Origin of the sequence: Pseudomonas triclosanedens (genome assembly GCF_026686735.1) — a bacterium.
Classification (GTDB): domain Bacteria; phylum Pseudomonadota; class Gammaproteobacteria; order Pseudomonadales; family Pseudomonadaceae; genus Pseudomonas; species Pseudomonas triclosanedens.
Map to the genome: position 1 here is coordinate 4,903,194 of NZ_CP113432.1, position 16,967 is coordinate 4,920,160.

Annotated in this window: 18 protein-coding genes; 4 read left to right on the forward strand and 14 right to left on the reverse strand. The window is 65.8% G+C overall.

Going from position 1 to position 16,967, the window contains the following annotated elements; translation table 11 throughout:
* Positions 1-329: 329 nt before the first annotated feature.
* The 7 genes from OU419_RS22675 to OU419_RS22705 all read right to left on the reverse strand — a co-directional run bounded on the left by OU419_RS22675 (position 330) and on the right by OU419_RS22705 (position 5,957).
* The gene (locus tag OU419_RS22675; RefSeq protein ID WP_254470511.1) at positions 330-653 is read right to left on the reverse strand and encodes a DUF3325 domain-containing protein; all 324 of its coding nucleotides are present in this window, start codon (positions 651-653) and stop codon (positions 330-332) included.
* On the reverse strand, positions 653-2,176 hold the full coding sequence (locus OU419_RS22680) for a PepSY-associated TM helix domain-containing protein (RefSeq protein WP_254470510.1): 1,524 nt from the start codon (positions 2,174-2,176) through the stop codon (positions 653-655). The genes OU419_RS22675 and OU419_RS22680 overlap by 1 nt, the downstream gene beginning before the upstream one ends.
* Entirely contained in the window at positions 2,173-2,460 is a 288-nt protein-coding gene (locus OU419_RS22685) for a DUF3649 domain-containing protein (protein ID WP_254470509.1), read from the reverse strand. The genes OU419_RS22680 and OU419_RS22685 overlap by 4 nt, the downstream gene beginning before the upstream one ends.
* Before the next feature lie 132 nt (positions 2,461-2,592).
* Positions 2,593-3,180, reverse strand: a complete 588-nt coding sequence (locus OU419_RS22690) for a hypothetical protein (protein WP_254470508.1) — start codon at positions 3,178-3,180, stop codon at positions 2,593-2,595.
* Between the two features lie 166 nt (positions 3,181-3,346).
* Complete coding sequence (locus OU419_RS22695; protein WP_254470507.1) at positions 3,347-4,045, reverse strand: TonB-dependent siderophore receptor; 699 nt, start codon at positions 4,043-4,045, stop codon at positions 3,347-3,349.
* A gap of 5 nt (positions 4,046-4,050) precedes the next feature.
* The gene (locus OU419_RS22700) at positions 4,051-4,473 is read right to left on the reverse strand and encodes an STN domain-containing protein (RefSeq protein WP_254470506.1); all 423 of its coding nucleotides are present in this window, start codon (positions 4,471-4,473) and stop codon (positions 4,051-4,053) included.
* A 77-nt stretch (positions 4,474-4,550) separates the two neighbouring features.
* On the reverse strand, positions 4,551-5,957 hold the full coding sequence (locus OU419_RS22705) for an aminotransferase-like domain-containing protein (RefSeq protein ID WP_254470505.1): 1,407 nt from the start codon (positions 5,955-5,957) through the stop codon (positions 4,551-4,553).
* Positions 5,958-6,096: 139 nt separating this feature from the next.
* Between OU419_RS22705 and OU419_RS22710 the strand changes: the two genes are divergently transcribed.
* Positions 6,097-6,960: a DMT family transporter gene (locus OU419_RS22710; protein WP_408004966.1), complete on the forward strand. Its 864-nt coding sequence runs from the start codon at positions 6,097-6,099 to the stop codon at positions 6,958-6,960.
* 491 nt (positions 6,961-7,451) lie between these two features.
* On the forward strand, positions 7,452-9,482 hold the full coding sequence (locus OU419_RS22715) for a DEAD/DEAH box helicase (protein WP_254470875.1): 2,031 nt from the start codon (positions 7,452-7,454) through the stop codon (positions 9,480-9,482).
* 595 nt (positions 9,483-10,077) lie between these two features.
* Here OU419_RS22715 and OU419_RS22720 read toward each other — a convergent pair.
* From OU419_RS22720 to OU419_RS22745, 6 genes are all read right to left on the reverse strand, one after another.
* The gene (locus tag OU419_RS22720; protein ID WP_254470503.1) at positions 10,078-10,863 is read right to left on the reverse strand and encodes a 3-hydroxybutyrate dehydrogenase; all 786 of its coding nucleotides are present in this window, start codon (positions 10,861-10,863) and stop codon (positions 10,078-10,080) included.
* A 43-nt stretch (positions 10,864-10,906) separates the two neighbouring features.
* A complete protein-coding gene (locus OU419_RS22725) occupies positions 10,907-11,065 on the reverse strand; it encodes a YceK/YidQ family lipoprotein (protein ID WP_254470502.1) in 159 nt (52 codons plus the stop codon).
* The gene (locus OU419_RS22730; RefSeq protein WP_254470501.1) at positions 11,065-12,198 is read right to left on the reverse strand and encodes an ABC transporter permease; all 1,134 of its coding nucleotides are present in this window, start codon (positions 12,196-12,198) and stop codon (positions 11,065-11,067) included. The genes OU419_RS22725 and OU419_RS22730 overlap by 1 nt, the downstream gene beginning before the upstream one ends.
* Positions 12,199-12,207: 9 nt before the next feature.
* Positions 12,208-13,380, reverse strand: coding sequence for an ABC transporter permease (locus OU419_RS22735; RefSeq protein ID WP_254470500.1), 1,173 nt, complete (start codon positions 13,378-13,380; stop codon positions 12,208-12,210).
* Positions 13,362-14,333 (reverse strand): HlyD family secretion protein, encoded by a 972-nt coding sequence (locus OU419_RS22740; RefSeq protein ID WP_254470499.1) that lies wholly within the window; start codon positions 14,331-14,333, stop codon positions 13,362-13,364. Before OU419_RS22740 ends, OU419_RS22735 begins: the two co-directional genes overlap by 19 nt.
* Positions 14,334-14,419: 86 nt before the next feature.
* Positions 14,420-14,899: a phosphate-starvation-inducible protein PsiE gene (locus tag OU419_RS22745; RefSeq protein ID WP_254470498.1), complete on the reverse strand. Its 480-nt coding sequence runs from the start codon at positions 14,897-14,899 to the stop codon at positions 14,420-14,422.
* Between the two features lie 169 nt (positions 14,900-15,068).
* Between OU419_RS22745 and OU419_RS22750 the strand changes: the two genes are divergently transcribed.
* The gene (locus tag OU419_RS22750; RefSeq protein ID WP_254470497.1) at positions 15,069-15,341 is read left to right on the forward strand and encodes a DUF3509 domain-containing protein; all 273 of its coding nucleotides are present in this window, start codon (positions 15,069-15,071) and stop codon (positions 15,339-15,341) included.
* 245 nt (positions 15,342-15,586) lie between these two features.
* Complete coding sequence (locus OU419_RS22755) at positions 15,587-15,853, forward strand: YebG family protein (protein WP_254470496.1); 267 nt, start codon at positions 15,587-15,589, stop codon at positions 15,851-15,853.
* Positions 15,854-15,899: 46 nt separating this feature from the next.
* Here the strand turns inward: OU419_RS22755 and OU419_RS22760 are convergent, their stop codons facing one another.
* Complete coding sequence (locus tag OU419_RS22760) at positions 15,900-16,934, reverse strand: Glu/Leu/Phe/Val dehydrogenase family protein (protein WP_254470495.1); 1,035 nt, start codon at positions 16,932-16,934, stop codon at positions 15,900-15,902.
* Positions 16,935-16,967 lie beyond the last annotated feature (33 nt).

Sequence of the window (16,967 nt, forward strand, 5' to 3'; positions counted from 1 at the left end):
TCGCCGGAGTTCCCTCGCTCCATCGAAGTTTCAGGGGCACGCCGCGAAGGGCCATCCCTGGCCCATCGCTGCTCTCGCGGCATCCATGCCGCTCACTCCCTGAAACTCCGATACCACTCGGCCTCCTGAAGGGGCGCCCGGAGTGTGCGGATGTTTCTCTGGAAGTCTTATAGAGCCAAAGCGGAGCTGCGCTCCCGTAGGAGAGACAGGGGCGCCTAGCCCTTGTCCGCGACAGCCCGTGCGGATGAATTCATTTTCACAGGGGAACACCGGTGCTTTGCGCCCGCGTAGGAGCGGACTCCGTCCACGATCAGCCAGCAAAGCCGGCGTCAGCCCATCACCGCCAGGACACCACCAAACACCGGCATCGCCGCCGCCACTGGCAACGCCCAACGGGGCCGCCAGGCCAGCAGCAGAACCAGCGCGGCACCCGCTATCATCAACAGGCACGCCCAGTAGACGACACCCAGCTCGATCCCCATGCGATGGATCGCAAAGGCCAACGCCAACGCACCATCCACCAGTGCGACGGCACGCAACAGCCGCACCCGCAACGCCGACGGCGCACCGCCAAACAGATCCCGATGATGCCGAGCGAGCGACAGGCAGGCCGCTGCCAGTGCCAGCAGATTCAAACCGAACACCAGTAACATCAGGCGTACTCCTCGTTGCGAGCGCCACGCCCGCGGACAGGCTCGGCACGCTCCTGTCCCAGGCGCCAGGCCAGGAAGGCGCACAACGCGCCAATCAGCAGCAGGCCAAGCTCGATGCCTGCCATCAACCAATCGCTCTCGGCGATACGAGTCGTCAAGCGGCCGGGCTCAGGCCCGAACAGGCCAAGCACCGGCAGCAACAGCGCCAAACCAGCCATCGCGCCGCACTGCTCGCGAGCCATGCCCCGCCCGCCACGGCGCCACAGCGCATGGGCCAGCGCCAGCAACCAAGCCGCCACGAACGCGGTCGCCTCCCAGCGCTCACGCCCGGCCATCTCGACAGGCAGCAGGCGCGATACCGCCAGCAACCCCAGCGAGGCCAACGGCAGCCCGCCGCACACCGCGCCATTGAGCACCCGCACCAGTACAACGCCCCGATGCCCGCGCGCCTCGCGCTTGCTCACCCAGACCTGCAGACCGCCGAAGACCATCGTGCAGCCCACCAGGCCGAGCAGGAAGTACATCACCCGCAACAGCTCGTTGCCGAACTGCGCCATGTGCAAGCCGGTCAGCCAGGCATAGGTGTGATAACCGGGCTTGTAGGGCGGCTGCACATGCAGCAGCGCTCCCGTGCCGGAATCGAACGACACCGTGCGCTGGTCGTTCACCATGCTGCGGTCGACGGCGCGACGGATCTGGACCATCGCCGCCGCGTCGTTGGGGTGCTCGATATTGATCCAGCCGACCTGGCTGTCGTCGCCCCAGGCTTCGTGTGCCTTGGTGATCATGCGATCGATGGATTTCGGTGGCTTGGCCGGCTTGCCCAGTTCTTCGCGGTCGAAGGCGCCCTGCACTTCATGGAAGAAGTGTTCGGCGTCGTTCTTGTAGGCGACCTTGATGCCTGCGGTCATATAGAAGGTGATGAAGATCGCCAGCCCGGTGTAGGCCATGAGCAGGTGGAACGGCAGGCCGAGCACGCCGAGGACGTTGTGCGCATCGAGCCAGGCGCGCTGCTTGGCGGCCTTGGGCCGCAGGGTGAAGAAGTCCTTGAAGATGCGCCGGTGGACGATCGCGCCGCTGACCAGCGCCACCAGCATGAAGACCCCGGCGATGCCGACGGTATAGAGGCCGAGCATGCCGCCGTGAAGTTCGTAGTGCAGTTCGAGGAAGAAGTTGCCGCCCACGGTCCCGGGCAGCACCTGGCCGGACTGCGCGTCGACCAGGAAGGACTGGAACTCGCCCAGGTCGGCGGGCTCCCAGCCTGCAGTCCAGTAGGGCATACGCTCGGTGGGCGGGTGCATCCAGTAGCCGTGGGCCTTGGGCGCACGCTCGACGATCAGGTCGCGAATCCGGTCGGCGCCAACCTGCACCTGCTCCAGCCTCTGCAGTTGCGGGGTCATCCAGCGGGTGAGTTCCTTGTCGAACACCGCGACGGTCCCGGAGAACAGCACGACGAACAGGATCCAGCTTATCAGCAGGCCGCTCCAGGTATGCAGACCGGACATGGACTGGCGCAGGCTCATGGGCGCACTCCGTAGCCGGTTGGCAGGAAGGCCGCTACGCCGAGCAGGACGCTGAGCGCCAGTGGCACCCAGACGGCACGCCAGGGGCTGCGGGCGCCGAACGCGTAGATGATCGCGGCGACCCAGACGATGAAGCAGGCCAGGCTGGCGAGGGAAACGCGATCAGGCCGCGACATCGGCAGGTAGACGCTGAGGAATGCGGTTGCGGCATAGGCCAGGGCATAACCGCCGAGCACGGCGCTGACAATGCGCGCGGCAACGGCGCCGGCGGGATGGACAGTCATGCAGCCAGCCCCTGGAGCGGGCGGCGCGAAAGAGAAGCGCACATGGGTTGGGTAGGTCCTGGGAGCTCCGCGCGGTGAGCGGAGGTGAATGAAAGACAGGATTATATGATATTGCTTCTCAGTTGAAAGAAATCACTCCGGTACGCGGTCAGGCGTCTCGTCGGAAATTCGTTGCACGTTGTATCGACCGGAAACGTCCATTGCGCGCAACAGCGCATTCATCGCCCGATTGGCTTCGGTGAGCATGCCGGGTGCCGGCTCACCCGGCAGAATGCGTGAGTGACCGATGGTCAGCTCCACGGCGGCGACCACCTCGCCCTGCTCGAAGAGGTACTCGTACAGGAGCAGGAGGTCGGTTCCGGGCAGGTCCTTGAAATCGGCGATGCGCCGCAACACGTTGATCCCGCCGACGATCCAGTCGAGGCTGTCGGCGAACTCCAGCACAGCCAGCGTCCAGGTCTGGGTCGCCTCGTCGTAATGGTTGCATGCCGGCGAACGCAGGTGCCCTCGCCAGCCAGTAATCCATGCCGCCGCACAGGTGCCCTCCCCCAGCTCGCACAGTTCCGGCCAGGTGAACGGAGTGCGCCACTTGCGATGGTCCTGCAACCACTGCCGCAGATCCTCGAATTCGGTCGCGGCCCCCGCCTCGCTGCGCAGAAACTCGTCCAGCCGCTCGCGGCTGATGGCAACTCGCAGGTACAACTGACACGGCTCGCCCATAGTGCTTACTCCTGCTCGGTATCCGATATGACGGACAGCGTGTTCTGCCTGCCGCCAGACGGCCATCCTAGAGACAGGGGCACCGCCCTTCTGCCGGCCTTGTTCGTTAAACCAGTCGTACTTTTCCGATTAACCCTGGCCACCAGTCGATATCCTGCCGACCGGCTCACCAACGGTACGTCGCGCTGCCGATGACGTTGCGGCCGTTGCCGAAGACGCAGCGAGTCGCGTCGTAGCAGCCGGCGATGTACTCGCGGTCAGTCAGATTGGTGGCGTTGACCGCGAAGCGCCAAGGCCCGGTGTCGTAATGCACGACGGCGTCGAGCAGGGTGTAGCCCGGCACATTCAGCGAGTTGTCCGGGGTCCCCGGACTGCGGCCGCTGTAGCGCCCGCCGGCACCGAAACCGAGCCCTTTCAGCCCACCGTCGCGCAGTGTGTAGTCGGCCCAGAACGAGGCGATGTTGCGCGGTGTGGGAATGCTGATCGGCGTCTTGCCGTCGCTTTCGTCGTTGGCCTTGGTGATCTTTACATCCTGGCAGGTATAGGTGGCGATCATGTTCAGTTCATCGCTCAGGCTCGCCACACCCTCCAGTTCCAGGCCGCGGGAGCGTGCCTCGCCGGACTGCACGCTGCTGTTGAGGTGGGTCGGATCGGTATCGGGGGTCAGCACGTTGCGCTGGGTGATCTCGAATATGGCGGCGCTGACCGAGCTGTCCGAGCCCTTGGGCTGGAACTTCACGCCCGCCTCGTACTGCCTGGCCTTGGTCGGGTCGAAGGGTTTGCCGTGGTAGTCGGTACCCGAGTTCGCTGTGAAGCCTTCGCTGTAGCTCACGTAAGGGGCAAGCCCGTTGTCCGCGAGATACACCAGCCCTACCCGGCCCCTTTTGGATCTTCCTCGGCCTCGCCGATGATGGTCTGCGACTTCATCTCCAGCGCGCCTTCGGTGGCGCTGCGCTGCAAGCGATAGCTGCCGTCGGCGCTGGCCTCGGCGGACAGCCCGCTGCCGGACAGCAGGACGGCGAACCCGGCTTCCACCGAATAGTCGCCGTCCAGCCCCGAGCTGCGCAGTTCGCGGGTCAGCGACGGGTCGAATGACAGCAGCACCCCGGCCTGGCGGGCATAGGCGTTGAGTGCGTCCTCCAGGGCGCCGTGCGGCACACTGAAGTGCTGTGCCGCCAGTGCGGCGAGCAGCGCTTGGCCCGGTAACAGCGACACTCCGGCGATCAGACCGAAGGCGGCGATGTGCAACGCGCGAGTCAGGGGGCGAAAGCGCGCGGGAGATACGGCGAGCATGGCGTTTCCTTGGTTCGGATGAGCGGGATTGCACAGAGGCCGAACGACGAAGGAAAACCTGCAGGGCGATCGGAAACTTATTGCGAGCAGTGCCCTCGCACCTGCTCCATTGCCCTCTCCAGCCCGTCGAAGACACGCGGCGAAAGGCATTGGGCGACATTGAAGCGCAGGAAACCGGTGGCGCTCTGGCTGAGGCTGAAGACGTTGCCCGGCGCCAGCACCAGGTTGTCCGCCAGCGCCGCGCGGGACACTTGGGCGGCATCCAGGTCGCCCGGCAGGCGGGCCCAGACGAAGATGCCACCGCGTGGCTCCAGCCACGGCTGGATATCCAGCCGGCGCAGGCGCCCCAGGGTTTCGCCCATCGCGTCGGCCAGGCGGGCGCGCAGGCTGTCGAGATGGCGCCGGTAGCTACCCTTGCGCAACAGCTCGAAGAGCAGCTCGGCGCTGAACGGGCTGTTGCCGAAGCTGGTGGCCAGTTTCAGGTCCACCAGGCGTTCGCACCATTCGGGCTTGGTGGCGATGTAGCCACAACGGACCGAAGCGGACAGCGTCTTGGAGAAACTGCCGACCTGAATCACCCGCTCCAGCCCATCGAAGGCCGACAGGCGCGGCGAACTCTCGTGCTCGAAGTCGGCGAAGATGTCGTCCTCGACGATCAGCAGGTCATGGGCCTCGGCGAGCTTGAGCAGACGATGGGCGACCAGCGGCGAGAGCACTGCGCCGGTCGGGTTGTGGAAGGCTGAGTTGGTGATGTACAGGCGTGGCCGATGCTGCTCCAGCAGCGCCGCCATGACGGCCACGTCGGGGCCGCTGGGCGTATGGGGAACCCCCACCACCTGTACCCGATGGGCGCGCAGCAGCGCCTGGAAATTGAAATAGCCGGGATCATCCACCAGCACGCAGTCACCCGGTTCCAGAAGGAAGCGGCAGACCAGATCGATAGCCTGGGTGCCGCTGTCGGTGAGCACCACCTGCTGAGGTCCGACCGGCACGCCGTAATCCGCAAGGCGTCGCGCCAGTTGCTCGCGCAGGCCCGCGTGACCGTATGGGCGGCCGTACTCCAGCAGGCTCGACTGTGGCGCACGGGCGATCTGCCGCAGCGCACGGCGCAGCTCATCGTCCGGCAGCCACGACGGCGGCAGCCAGCCACAACCAGGCTTGAGCGAGGTATCGGCGGCCTCCAGCGATTGCCGGGATATCCACAGTGGATCGATGCTGCGGTCCAGCGCCGGGCCGATTTCCGCCAGCGACAACGGCGGCGCATGGCCGCTGACATAGAAGCCCGAGCCACGCCGGGAGGCGATGATGCCGTCGGCGGCGAGCCGGTCATAGGCTTCCACCACCGTCGTCTTGGACACCCCCAACTGTTCCGACAACCGGCGTATCGACGGCAAGCGCTCGCCGGGAATCAATGCCCGCGCCGCCAGGCGCTCCTGTACATGGCGGGTGACATCGTCGACTCGCGTACTCTTCGGCCTGGCCATGCACCCTCGACTGTACCGGGATAATTTACGGACAGTTTGCGCAAATTGTACCTTTCTGTCACTGGTCCATCGTCGCCCCGGAGATCATCCTCACGGCTCGATACTTGTGAGATGAATCCTCATGAACGGCAACACAGCCATGAACGGTAACCTGGGCGGCTGGCTCAGTGGTTTTCTCGGTGTCCTCATATTCAGCGGCTCATTGCCGGCAACCAGAGTGGCGGTGGCCGACTTCGACCCCACCTTCCTCACCCTCGCCCGCGCCAGCATCGCGGGCCTGCTGGCGGCGGCGATCCTCGTCGTGCTGCGGCAACGGCTGCCGGCACGCAAGGACCTGATGCCGCTGCTGGTGGTCGCAGGCGGCGTGGTGGTCGGCTTCCCCCTGCTCACTGCCCTGGCCCTGCAGCACGTCAGCTCCGCGCATGCCATCGTCTTCGTCGGCCTGTTGCCGCTGGCCACCGCGCTGTTCGGCGTAGTGCGCGCAGGCGAGAAACCACGCCCGGCCTTCTGGATCTGCTCGCTGCTGGGCAGTTCGGTGGTGGCCGGCTTCGCACTGTCGCAGAGCGGCGCGGGCAATTTCGCCGGCGACCTGCTGATGCTCGCCGCCGTGGCGGTCTGCGGCCTGGGCTACGCCGAGGGCGGTCGCATCGCCCGTCACCTGGGCAGTTGGCAAGTGATCTGCTGGGTACTGGTGCTGTCCCTCCCGCTGATGCTGCCGCTGGCGTGGTACACGCAACCGGCGACGTTCACCGGCGCCAGTTGGCCAGCCTGGTTGAGCCTGGGCTACGTGTCACTGTTCAGCATGCTGATCGGCTTCTTCTTCTGGTACCACGGGCTGGCCACAGGCGGTATCGCCGCGGTTGGCCAGTTGCAACTGCTGCAGCCGTTCTTCGGCCTGGCGCTGGCCGGCCTGTTGCTGCACGAGCAGGTCAGCCCGCTGATGGCCGGCGCTACCATCGCGGTGGTGCTGTGCGTCGCCGGAGCCAGGCGCTTCGCCCGCTGAACGCCGGTTTCCCTGAGCCCGCCCGCCCAACTGCCGGAAGGCAACTGGTCGTGGGCGGACTCGTACGCGTCCCGCCCGAGAATTTTCGCGGTATCATCGGGCGTTTGCGTACTCGGCTGGATCGCCGGAAGGAAACTCGGATGAAGCCACCCGCCGAATCCCCACTGCCCGCCACGGAGCGCGACGAGCTTGCGCCACGGCCACGCCTGACCCTGGGCAGCCACGTGCACAGCGGCTTCGACCTGCGCAGCGGGCGAATGCAGAACATCTCCCGGCACCGCGCCGCGCTGGCGTTCCTGTATGGCGACATGCCGGTATCCGGTAGCGTGACGCCACGCTCGGGCCGCGAGATACGGGTGTTCCGCGATGACCGCATCGTCCGCGTCAGTCGCCAGTTGGAGCAGGAGAACGCCTGGCGCCTCGAACTGCGCGAACTGGGCTTCAAACCGGCGATGCGCCGCAGCGATGCGCTGGAGGACGGCGCCGGAGAGATGTTCGAGCTGCCCGACGACGCCACCTGGCAGAGCTTCATGCGCGAAGGGCTGCCGCGACTGCGCGAGCAGGGCTGGGAAATAGATATCCGTCCCGAGTTCGTCTTCGACCTTACGCCGGTGGAGAACTGGTACGCCGAGATCGAAGAAGCCGAGGATCGCCAGTGGTTCGACCTGGAACTGGGCATCGAGGTCGATGGCCGGCGCATCAGCCTGCTGCCGGCGCTGATCGAGCTGATCCGGCGCACCCCGGCGCTGCTCGACCCGATAGCCCTCGCCCGCCATGCCGACAATGAACAACTGGTACTGCGCCTGGATGCCGGGCGCAACCCGGTCCACACCTGGCAGACCGCTTCCGACCGCCCACTGCGGGTTTCCCTGCCGTTCGGCAAGCTCAAGCCGCTGCTCGGCACGCTGTCGGAGTTCTACCTGGGCGAACAACCGCCGGTGCGCCGCCTGCGCATGGGCGCCCCGGACGCAGCGCGGCTGTTCGAGCTGGAGGACCTGCCGCTGACCTGGCAGGGCGGCGAGCAATTGCGCGAAATCGCCCACCGCCTGCGCGACTACCGCGCCCGCCCGTCAGACATTCCCAGCGGCCTGAACGCCGAACTGCGCGCCTACCAGCATGAGGGCCTGAGCTGGATGCAGACGCTGCGCGAAGTCGGTGCCAGCGGCATCCTCGCGGACGACATGGGGCTGGGCAAGACGTTGCAGTCCCTCGCCCATATCCTGCTGGAAAAGCAGGCTGGCCGGCTGACCACGCCAGCCCTGGTGATCATGCCAACCAGCCTGATCCCCAACTGGCTAGACGAAGCCGAGCGCTTCACTCCCGAGCTGCGCGTGCTGGCCCTGCACGGCGCCAGCCGGCGAAAGGCATTCGCGAAGATCGCCGAGCATGATCTGATCCTCACGACCTACGCCCTGCTGCCGCGCGACGCAGAGAAGCTCGCCCAGCATGAGTATCACCTGTTGATCCTCGACGAGGCGCAGAACATCAAGAATGCCGGCACCAAGGCGGCCCAGGCTGCGCGCCACCTGCGCGCGCGCAACCGCCTGTGCCTGACCGGCACGCCGCTGGAAAACCACCTGGGCGAGCTGTGGTCGCTGTTCCACTTCCTGCTGCCGGGCTGGCTGGGCGATGCGCGCCAGTTCTCCATCGACTACCGCACCCCCATCGAGCGCCACGGCGACCAGGCCCGGCTGGCCCACCTGGCCGCGCGCATCCGCCCATTCCTGCTGCGCCGTACCAAGGAACAGGTGGCTTCGGAGCTGCCGCCCAAGAGCGAGTTCATCCAGCACATCGAACTCAGCGAGGCCCAGCGAGACCTCTACGAAACCGTGCGCCTGGCACTGGACCGCAAGGTGCGCGACGAGATCGCCCGGCGCGGCCTGGCGCGCAGCCGCATCATCATCCTCGAAGCGCTGCTCAAGCTGCGCCAGGTCTGCTGCGATATCCGCCTGGTGAACAAGGAAGCACCGCCCCCCACCGGCAAGTCGGCGCGCGCGGTGACTTCCGGCAAGCTGGTGTACCTGCTGGACATGCTCGAAGAACTGCTCGCCGAAGGCCGCCGCGTACTGGTGTTTTCGCAGTTCACCTCGATGCTCGCGCTGATCGGCGAAGCGCTGGCCGAACGCAACCTCGAATATGCGCTGCTGACCGGCGATACCCGCGACCGCCGCGCGCCGGTGAAGAACTTCCAGGAAGGCCACGTGCCGCTGTTCCTGATCAGCCTGAAGGCCGGTGGCGTGGGGCTGAACCTGACCGCCGCCGACACCGTGATCCACTACGACCCCTGGTGGAACCCCGCTGCGGAAAACCAGGCCAGCGACCGCGCTTACCGCATTGGTCAGGACAAGCCGGTGTTCGTCTACAAGCTGATCGCACGGGGTACGGTGGAAGAAAAGATCCAGTTGCTGCAGCGCGACAAGGCGGCGCTGGCCGCCGGCATCCTCGAAGGCTCGACCGGCGACTGGCAACTGGACGACGCGGATATCGACGCGCTGTTCGCACCGTTGCCCAAGGCCGTCTGAATCGCCGCGCCCCTGTAGGAGCGAGCGTGCTCGCGAACCCGCCCGGCGATGGTATTTCCCTGGAGCGCACCCTGCGCGCGGTCGCGGGCATGGCCTGCTCTTACAGAACATCCCGTCAGAGGTACCGCTTTTGCAGGAGCAACTGTCTTTCTCTGAAAGTCCGTGCCTGTATTTCCCTCTCCCTAACCCTCTCCCTGAAGGGAGAGGGGACCGTATGGTGCAGGATGAAACCTCAGCGTCAGCCGGCACGGAGAGCTCCCTCTCCCTTCGGAGCGGGGCGCGCAGCCAGGGCGGAGGGATAGGGCACGCCCCGGCGCGATGTTTCAGGTAGGAGCGAACTCTGTCCGCGAAATCCCACCCGCCCATCCGCTCAATCCGGCGCCCTCTCGCCCGCTTACACAAAAGAACCTTCCTACATCACCAGTGGAAATCCACTACATCGCCCAGCACGCGCCTATAGGAACCTACACCTGCGCCGACACAATGAGCCGGACCCGGCAGAGGCAGACGCCCCGGGCAAACCAGGACTCCCGTCGGCGCCCATGATTTCCCCTGTAGCCCTGGCCAGCCTTCCTTCCGCGCCGGGGCTTTTTTCTCAGCGCATCCCCCAACCGTGGCTGACCAGGATCGATTGCCCGGTGAGAGCCGCCGACGGGAAGCTGGCGAGGAACAGCACGGTCTGCGCCACGTCCTCGACCGTGGTGAACTCGCCGTCGACCGTACCGCCGAGCATGACTTTCTTCACGACGTCTTCCTCGCTGATACCCAGCTCCCTGGCCTGTTCGGGAATCTGCTTCTCCACCAGCGGCGTGCGCACGAAGCCCGGGCAGACGACGTGGGAACGCACGCCATGCGGCCCGCCCTCCTTCGCCAGCGTGCGCGCAAGACCGAGCAGCCCGTGCTTGGCGGTGACATATGCAGACTTAAGTGGCGATGCCTCGTGGGAGTGCACCGAGCCCATGTAGATCACCACACCGCCGCGCTTCGCCGGGTACATGTGGCGCAGCGCGGCGCGTGTGGTGAGGAACGCGCCGTCGAGGTGGATGGCGAGCATCTTCTTCCAGTCGGAGAAGGCAAAGTCATGCAGCGGGTTGACGATCTGGATGCCGGCGTTGGAGACCAGGATGTCTATGCCACCGAAGGTGTCGGCCACCCGGTCGATACCACCGTCCACCGCCTGCTCGTCACTGACGTCCATCGCTACCGCCAGCGCCTTGCCGCCGGCGCCTTGGATTTCGTCGACTACCCGCTGCGCGGCGTCCTGCTGCAGGTCGGCGATGGCTACCGCCGCGCCGGCTTGCGCCAGGGTCATGGCGATCTGCCGGCCGATACCGCTGGCCGCGCCGGTGACGACTGCGACCTTGCCATCGAGTTGGCTCATCTGGTTCTCCTCTGCCGCCCGCTAGTTGCGGCCAATCTGGATGCTACCGGTCGCGATGCTGACGGTAGTGCGTACAGGGCAACGACAGCGTATCGATCATGCCTGACAGCAGCATGTCCGCCAGCGGCCAGGCCACGATGGCACCGCTGACGCCACCGCGCGAGCCGCCCCCGGGCAGGGCGGCGGCACGCACCATTTCCATCACCATCCCTTGAGCTGATCCCAGCGCCAGTTACGGTACTGGTAGATCAGTGTACCCAACAGACCATACGCCGCCGCCATCGCGAAGAGAATGAGGATGCGGTCGGCCACGGCGGAGAGCGGCAGGTTCATCTGGTTCATTTCCACCACCGCGCGGATCGCCCAAGTGGAGGGAATCGCGTCCGCCAGCAGTTGCACCCAGTGCGGCATCGCCTGCGGCGGCCAGGTGAAGCCGGCCATGTAGAACAGCGGCAGGGTGATGAAGGTCATGGTCAGGTAAACCGACTCCTCCGAAGGGAGCAGTTCGGCGATGAACTCGCTCATGGCGATCACTGCCAGCAGGAACGGCAGCACCAGCCCCATCAGCATGAAGAACGACGCGGTTTGCCGATAGCCCATCATCCACGGCCAGATCACGTAGAAGAGCATCGCCAGCACAGTCCAGATCAGCAACTGCGCGGCATAGCGGCCGAACCGCGTTGAAGTCGGCTGGCGCAGCGAGCGGGGGGTGCCGCCGCGCAGGTTGAGGTTCACCCGCGTGCAGGACAGCAGCAGGCTGTGCTGCAGGATCAGCGTCACCAGGCCCGGCAGGACGATGGCGGCGAAGCTGGTGCCGGGGTTGAACAGGTCGGTGAGCTGGCCGATCGCCGGTTGCAGCAGGACATTGGCCTGGGTCTCGGAGAAACCGCCGCGCATCAGCCGCTCGCGGTTGTAGCGCAACGACAGCTCGCCATAGGTGGCGCTGATGTCCTGCTGGATCTGCCCGTTGGCCATGCGGTTGGTAGCGTCGCCGAAGATCGGTACGGTGACCGCTTCGCCGCGCAGCACGCGCTTTTCGAAGTCCAGCGGAATCACCACGATGCCGAACAGTCTGCGCCAGGCCAGGTCATGCTGGGCCTCGGGCAACTGGTCATAGCCGATGGTCGCGATCTTCGGCGCCGCATCGAGCAGGCGCACCAGCTCACGCGATACTGCGCTGTGGTCCATATCGATCACCGCAACCGGCAGGTCGTCCATCGTGCGGTGGGCATAGGGCAGCGTAGTCAGCGCCACCGACAATACCATCAGCAGCCATAGCGGCTTGCCCAGCATGTTGGCCAGGGATTCGCGGAAGACGTTACAGAAGTTCTCCATGCGCGCTCCTCAGGCCGGGCTCAGGTCGAGGCGCCGGCGCAGGCGCATCTTGGCGATCATGTAGGCCAGCAGCGGGTAGAGCAGCAGCTTGCTGCAGGTATACAACCCCGACTCCGCCGGAGCCTTGCGCAGGAACTGGTCGAACAGCCCGTGCAACGTATGGGTCAACGGCTCGGCCTCGGAGATCACGCGGGCGATGGGCGGCATTGCCAGCTCCGGCAACAGCACGCCGGAATAGGTCTGTGCCAGGCCGATCAGCAGGCCGATCAGCGAATAGGCACTGAACCGGTTGGCGGTAAAGATGAACAGCACCAGCCCGACGCTCTGAGCCGCCGCCACGTAGCACGTAGTGATCGCCAGCATCCACCAGGGGCTGCCGTTGATCCTTGCGCCGTTCAACGTCACCAGCAGGAACAGCTCCACCATCAGCAGCGTACTGAACAGCAGCGTGTAGGGGGCCAGCTTGCCGAGCAGCCGCGCGCCGAGCGCCTGGGCACGCAGGATGTGCGGCGACGACGCGCGCAGCTCGGGCGCCTCGCGCGCCAGCACGTGCACCGTGGCGACGATCACGAACAACTGCAGCAGGTGCACGATGGCGGCGAACTGTTGGAAGTAGATGTAGTTGCCGCTGGCGTTGAACAGGCTTTCGTAAGCGACCGCAATGCTCGCCAGCGGCGGCATCGAGCGATCCATGCCGGCCGCCAGGCGCGGGCGCAGCTCTGCGTTGAGCGAGCTCATCAGACCGCTGAAGTCCTGGGTCGAATAGAAGCCGGCAGAGTAGAAAAGCGAGTTGTAGTACAGCTCGGCGGTCGGCTGGCGGCCAGCCAGTGCGTCGGCCTCGAAGTCGCGCGGGATGTACAGCAGCGCGTAATCGTCGGCCATGCGCAGCCGCCGCAGACCTTCCTGCAGACCGCCGCCCAGGGTCTCGACCTGGGCGTGGGAACCGGCATCCAGCTCGCGAACGATACGCCGCGACAGGCTGCTGTGGTCGGCGTCGACCACAGCCACGGGCATGTCCAGCAGGGTGCCGGCCTTGTACACCCCGCTGATCACCACGAACAGCAGCAACGGCCACAGCCAGCCGAGCCAGTGGATGGTCCAGCTACGCAGGGCAACCCGCGTTTCGCTGCCGAAGGCCTGGGCGAAACGCAGCAGATTGCGTCTTACTGCTTCCAGTGCCACAGCGCGCTCATCCCTGGCCGCAGTCCATCCACCGCCGTTTCGGGGTACAGCCGGACCTCGAAGGTCTTCAAGTCGAAATCGCCAGTGGCGCGGGTCGCGCGCTTGGTGGCGAAGTCGCCCAGCGGCGCTATGTAGCGCACCTCGGCCATCACCTCGGCATTGCCCAGCGCCGGAACCTGGATCGACACTTTGTCGCCCTTGCGCACCCCGGCCAGGATGTCTTCGCGCAGGTTGAAGACGAAATAGCTGTCCGACAGCCTCACCAGCGTAAGCAGCGGGCTGTAGGCGTTGATCAGCTCGCCCTGCTCCGCCGGGATCGGCCCGACCTCGCCATCCACTGGCGCCACCACGTTCAGCTCATCGGTCTGCGCCTGTAGCTCCAGAATCTGCGCATCGGCCCGGCGTACTGCCGCCTCCAGCGCACGCCGACGCTCCTCGCGGTCGCCCTGGGTGCCTTCGTCGAGATTGGCCTGGGCCTCGGCGACGCGGTTGCGCGCCACATCACGGCCGCGGCGGGAAAGATCAAGCTGCGCCTGGGAAACGAAGCCGCGCCCGGCCAGCTCTTCGTTGCGCTGATAGTCCAGCTCGGCGTTGCGCAGTTCCGCCTGGGCCTGGGACAGGCTGGCCTGGAGCGCGCGCAGGGTCTCCTCGCGGGTGCCGTGCAGCGACTCGTCGAGCTGCGCCTGCACCTGGTTGCGCGCGGCGCGCAGCGAGTCCAGTTGGGCCTGCAGCTCCGGGCTGCTGAGGGTGATCAGCAACTGGCCCTGCTTCACATCGTCACCACGCCGCACATGCAGCAGTTCGACGCGGCCCTTGGCCTTGGACGCGACGATGACATTGGTGGCATCCGCCTCGCCCTGCAGCAGCAGGGGCTGGGAGTGCAGGCGGAGATAAAGGGTGATGGCGATGATCACCAGAATCAGCAGCGGCGCAAACAGCTTCCATCCCTTCATGGGCTCGAACTTCTCAGGCGGCGGATGCACCGATGGTAGTGCATCCGCCGCCGCCGTGACGGCCCGGGATCAAAGCCCGCGTGCGATCAGCGCTCGTCGTCGCTGATCAGATCGCGTTCGCCACCGCGCGAGGGCGACGCCGGAGAGGGAAAGCGCGAAGACGCATAGCGCACCACCAGTATCGCCAGCGCCAGCAACAGCAGCGCCACGGAGACAAGGATGATGCCGTCATCGGGCACATGGTTGTGCTGGATGTCGGCGATCATCAGGCGGGTCAGCGCGGTCATTGCCACATAGATCAGGAAGCGCACCGGCATATGGTTGGTCTTGAAGTAGATCCCGACCATCGCGCCCAGTTCGAGGTAGATGAACAGCAGCAGGATATCGTCGATGCTCGCGTGCCCCTTGCTGACCATACCGCCGAAGGCCGCGGCAGCCGACCAGAACACCGTACCGCCAATGGCGAACAGCGCCAGGTAATGGAAGCCCTCCACCAGCAGGTTGCCCAGGGATTCGGCACAGCCGTGCATCCGTTCGCGCAGGCGCTCGGCCCAGTCCAGTTTCATTCGTCGGCTCTCCCCGTATCGGATAATTGTTGGCGTAAAGCGTGCAAGCCGTACGCCATTGACCTTGCGCAGTCATGTCACAGACGAGCTGCGGCAATATGACCGCGAACTTTTTCGGCCTGCCTCCGGTCCATCCAGAGGCACGCCACTCAACAGGCAGGACCGATTCATGGAAAGTCCCTTCCAGGTACTGACAGACGCCTTTCAGGAACAGTATCGAGTCAACTTCAGCCTCGAACGCCCCGACGGCAGCATCGTCCTCACCCTCTCCACCGACGACGGCGTCGCCGCCCGCCGGCTGATCCGCAACACGCAATTGCAGGATCCGGAGCAACTGCAGCGCTTCATCCAGAGCATTCGCTTCGGCATCGCCATCGAACAGGGCGGCACCGCGCCACAACTGCTGGCGACCATGACGGGCGGCCTGCCCATCGCATCCTGAACCGATTCCCACCCTCGAAGGCATCTGACTCACGGCGCCTCGCGCCGGTCACGACTGCGCCCTGCCGCTCGGCAAAAGGGCGCGCGCACCGCTTTGGATCGGCGCAAATGATGGCCACCTGGTCACATCTCATCGCTCCGCGGCTATTCTTCGACGTTCCGGCAGTAGCACATCGCCGCCAGATTACTGTATAAATACACAGTAAATTCCAACCCCCAATCAAAAGAAGGCTTACGAGGTGATGAATGGCCGTCGAAGTGGTGTACCGCAGCAGCCGCGATCCGGAGCGCCTGTTCATGGATAAGGCAGAAGCCGACCGGCACGACAAGATGCTGGAGCTGGCGGAAACGCTGGCCGATGTGCTGCAGAAGGCGGTGCCTTCGCTGAAGGAGGAGCAGGTCGAGGAGATCGGCATCTTCATGGCCAAGAACCGCGACGCCTTCGCCCGCGCCTTCAAGAACCAGCCCGACGCGCTGAGCGAAATCTTCAGCGAAGCTGCCGCCGAAGAGTAACCCGGGGCCTGTCGCCCTTCGCGGCGCGGCCCGCTCTACCGGGGCATCAATGCCCCGAGTACTCCCCATAGAGAATCCGCTCAGCCAGCTTGTCGGCGATTCGCGCCGGCGACAGGTGATCGGCCTGGGCGTGGGCGTAGACCTCGGTGAGCCTCTCGGCGATCCTCGCCAGATGCGCGGTGATGGTCGGCAACTGCTCGCCCTGGTGCTGCAAGGCGACGTAGATCAGGCCGCCGGAGTTGATCACGTAGTCCGGCGCATACAGGATGCCGCGCCCTTCCAGTTCGTCGGCGACTTCCGGCTGCGCCAGCTGGTTGTTGGCCGCGCCCGCCACCGCCGCACAGCGCAGGTGTCCTACGACCTGCGAGGTCAGCACGCCGCCCAGGCCGCACGGGGCGAGTATGTCGCACGGCGTGGTGAGTAGCGCCTCGTTGGGTACCGGGCGCGCGCCCAGTTGCTCCACGGCCAGTTGCACCTTGCCGGGGTCGATGTCGCTCACCAGCAGCTCCGCGCCCGCTGCTGCCAGATGCTCGGCCAGCGCGTAACCGACATGCCCCAGCCCCTGGATCGCGACACGCAGGCCCTCCAGATCGTCGCTGCCCAACCGCGCCTGGGCGCTGGCGCGAATGCCGGAGAACACACCAAGGGCGGTATGCGGTGAAGGATCGCCGCCGCTGGTGGTGCTGGTGACATGCCGGGTGTACTGGGCGATACAGTCCATGTCCGCGCTGGAGGTGCCGCTGTCTACCGCAGTGATGTAGGCACCGCCGAGCGAGTCGACGAAGCGGCCGAAGGCCTCGAACAGCTCGCCCCGGTTGTTCACATGCGGCGAACGGATGATCACTGCCTTTCCACCACCCTGGCGCAATCCGGCCAGCGCAGCCTTGTAGCTCATGCCCTGGGCCAGGCGCGCGGCATCGCGCAGGGCGGCGTCATGGCTGGGGTAAGGCAGGTAGCGGCAGCCACCCAGCGCCGGTCCCAACCGGGAGTTGTGGATGGCGATGATGGCCTTGAGTCCCGTGGCCGGGTCCTGGGCGAGATGCAGCGACTCGAGCCGGGTGGCTTCCATCATGTCGAACATGGCGGCGCTCCCTTGCTGTCTATGAACCGGATG

What these genes read in the sequence shown, in the direction of transcription:
- OU419_RS22675 (WP_254470511.1), bottom strand. Translation starts at nt 653, where the DNA reads ATGTTACTGGTGTTCGGTTTGAATCTGCTGGCACTGGCAGCGGCCTGC.
- OU419_RS22680 (WP_254470510.1), bottom strand. Translation starts at nt 2,176, where the DNA reads ATGAGCCTGCGCCAGTCCATGTCCGGTCTGCATACCTGGAGCGGCCTG.
- OU419_RS22685 (WP_254470509.1), bottom strand. Translation starts at nt 2,460, where the DNA reads ATGACTGTCCATCCCGCCGGCGCCGTTGCCGCGCGCATTGTCAGCGCC.
- OU419_RS22690 (WP_254470508.1), bottom strand. Translation starts at nt 3,180, where the DNA reads ATGGGCGAGCCGTGTCAGTTGTACCTGCGAGTTGCCATCAGCCGCGAG.
- OU419_RS22700 (WP_254470506.1), bottom strand. Translation starts at nt 4,473, where the DNA reads ATGCTCGCCGTATCTCCCGCGCGCTTTCGCCCCCTGACTCGCGCGTTG.
- OU419_RS22705 (WP_254470505.1), bottom strand. Translation starts at nt 5,957, where the DNA reads ATGGCCAGGCCGAAGAGTACGCGAGTCGACGATGTCACCCGCCATGTA.
- OU419_RS22710 (WP_408004966.1), top strand. Translation starts at nt 6,097, where the DNA reads ATGAACGGTAACCTGGGCGGCTGGCTCAGTGGTTTTCTCGGTGTCCTC.
- OU419_RS22715 (WP_254470875.1), top strand. Translation starts at nt 7,452, where the DNA reads ATGTTCGAGCTGCCCGACGACGCCACCTGGCAGAGCTTCATGCGCGAA.
- OU419_RS22720 (WP_254470503.1), bottom strand. Translation starts at nt 10,863, where the DNA reads ATGAGCCAACTCGATGGCAAGGTCGCAGTCGTCACCGGCGCGGCCAGC.
- OU419_RS22725 (WP_254470502.1), bottom strand. Translation starts at nt 11,065, where the DNA reads ATGGAAATGGTGCGTGCCGCCGCCCTGCCCGGGGGCGGCTCGCGCGGT.
- OU419_RS22730 (WP_254470501.1), bottom strand. Translation starts at nt 12,198, where the DNA reads ATGGAGAACTTCTGTAACGTCTTCCGCGAATCCCTGGCCAACATGCTG.
- OU419_RS22740 (WP_254470499.1), bottom strand. Translation starts at nt 14,333, where the DNA reads ATGAAGGGATGGAAGCTGTTTGCGCCGCTGCTGATTCTGGTGATCATC.
- OU419_RS22745 (WP_254470498.1), bottom strand. Translation starts at nt 14,899, where the DNA reads ATGAAACTGGACTGGGCCGAGCGCCTGCGCGAACGGATGCACGGCTGT.
- OU419_RS22750 (WP_254470497.1), top strand. Translation starts at nt 15,069, where the DNA reads ATGGAAAGTCCCTTCCAGGTACTGACAGACGCCTTTCAGGAACAGTAT.
- OU419_RS22755 (WP_254470496.1), top strand. Translation starts at nt 15,587, where the DNA reads ATGGCCGTCGAAGTGGTGTACCGCAGCAGCCGCGATCCGGAGCGCCTG.
- OU419_RS22760 (WP_254470495.1), bottom strand. Translation starts at nt 16,934, where the DNA reads ATGTTCGACATGATGGAAGCCACCCGGCTCGAGTCGCTGCATCTCGCC.